We start from the raw sequence: 1272 nt of genomic DNA, 5'->3' as shown, positions 1-1272 counted from the left end.
GTGGGTTATGCGGCATGCGGGTTGATCGCGGAGAAGTCGAGCTTTCCGGCGATCAGGAAGATCACGGTGCGCATGGTTTTGAAGCTCACATAACCGCGGGCCTTGCGCTTGGCGGCTTGGAACAGGCCGTTGAGCGCCTCCAGGAAGCCATTGGTCTGGCGCGTCTGGGTCCATGCAACGATGCCGTCGAAATGCTTGCGGATCATGCGCGCGACCTCCTTCATTGGCTCGACCTTGGATCGCATGACGTTCGTGCACCACTGCTCGAGCATTGCGCAAACAACGTTGATCTGCTTGCGCTTAAGGATGTCGCGCAACTGCTCGCGATACAGCCAGGCACGGGCAGTGCGTTTGGTCGTAACGTTGGCGATCAACGCGTCGAGATCGGCACGCTGTGCGGCTGGCAAGCCGTCGCGATCCTTGAGCAGCGTCCAGCGCAGGCCTTTGAGGCTTGGATCGGTCTTCTGTTCGATACGCCGGGTCTTGTCCACGGCTGCCGAAGCGTGAGCCACGACATGGAACTTGTCGAAGGTGATGCGCGCGTTGGGCAAATGCTCGCCGACGCCCTTGATGAACGCCGGCGACATGTCGATACTGACCACCCCGATCTGCTCAGGCGCAGCGTTGTGCTCGCGCAGATGTTCAGCGAACTTGCCAACTGTGGCAGCATCCTTGCCTTCGGTCACAAACACGACCTTACGCGCGTCGGCATCAGCGACAAGCGTCAGGTAGTTGTGACCGCGCCTGTAGGACGTTTCGTCAACGGCAGCAGCAGTCATGCCGGCCAGATCGAGTTCGGCCACCACGAGGTCGACATAGCGCTCGCAGATAGCGTACACGCGATGCCACGACTCACCCACCGTTCTGGCTACAGCAGAAAACGGCATCTGTTGCGCAAGCGCCACCACCATGGCTTCAAACAGCAACGTGAAGCCAGAGAGCTTGCCAGCCCAGTCCGGCTCGACCAACGCCACGCGGCCGTCGGGAAGCTTCACGCGGGGCGTGCGGACTTCCAGATAGCAGTCGTGCTCGAAGAAGTTCAGGTGCCGATAGCGTTTAGTCACCGTGTCGTGAACCGGGTGTCCACCGGCGACCTCCGGGTGGGAAAAGCGGCTGCCGGCGACAAAGTCAATCTGGATCGTCAACGTCTTGGTTTGCGCGTTGAAGTCGACTTCCCGGACGAACCACGGATCGCTTACGCCAAGGGCTGCTTCAAACAGTTTGCTATGCATCGCTCGTGTTGCTCTTTACCTGAAACCCGCCACGATACCA

Annotated in this window: 1 protein-coding gene; it reads right to left on the bottom strand. The window is 60.0% G+C overall.

Annotated features, from left to right (window positions below):
* Positions 1 to 5: 5 nt before the first annotated feature.
* Positions 6 to 1232 carry an ISL3 family transposase gene (locus CF68_RS34485; protein WP_035827975.1) on the bottom strand — a complete coding sequence of 409 codons (1227 nt, stop codon included), beginning with the start codon at positions 1230 to 1232 and terminating at the stop codon, positions 6 to 8.
* Between the last annotated feature and the right edge of the window lie 40 nt (positions 1233 to 1272).

It is taken from the genome of Cupriavidus sp. SK-4 (assembly GCF_000611125.1).
GTDB classification, from domain to species: domain Bacteria; phylum Pseudomonadota; class Gammaproteobacteria; order Burkholderiales; family Burkholderiaceae; genus Cupriavidus; species Cupriavidus necator.
The sequence above is the reverse complement of the archived record's forward strand: the minus strand, read 5'-3'. Positions and strand labels throughout refer to the sequence as shown.

Coding starts and splice junctions, on each gene's coding strand:
- CF68_RS34485 (WP_035827975.1), bottom strand. CDS start 1,232: ATGCATAGCAAACTGTTTGAAGCAGCCCTTGGCGTAAGCGATCCGTGG.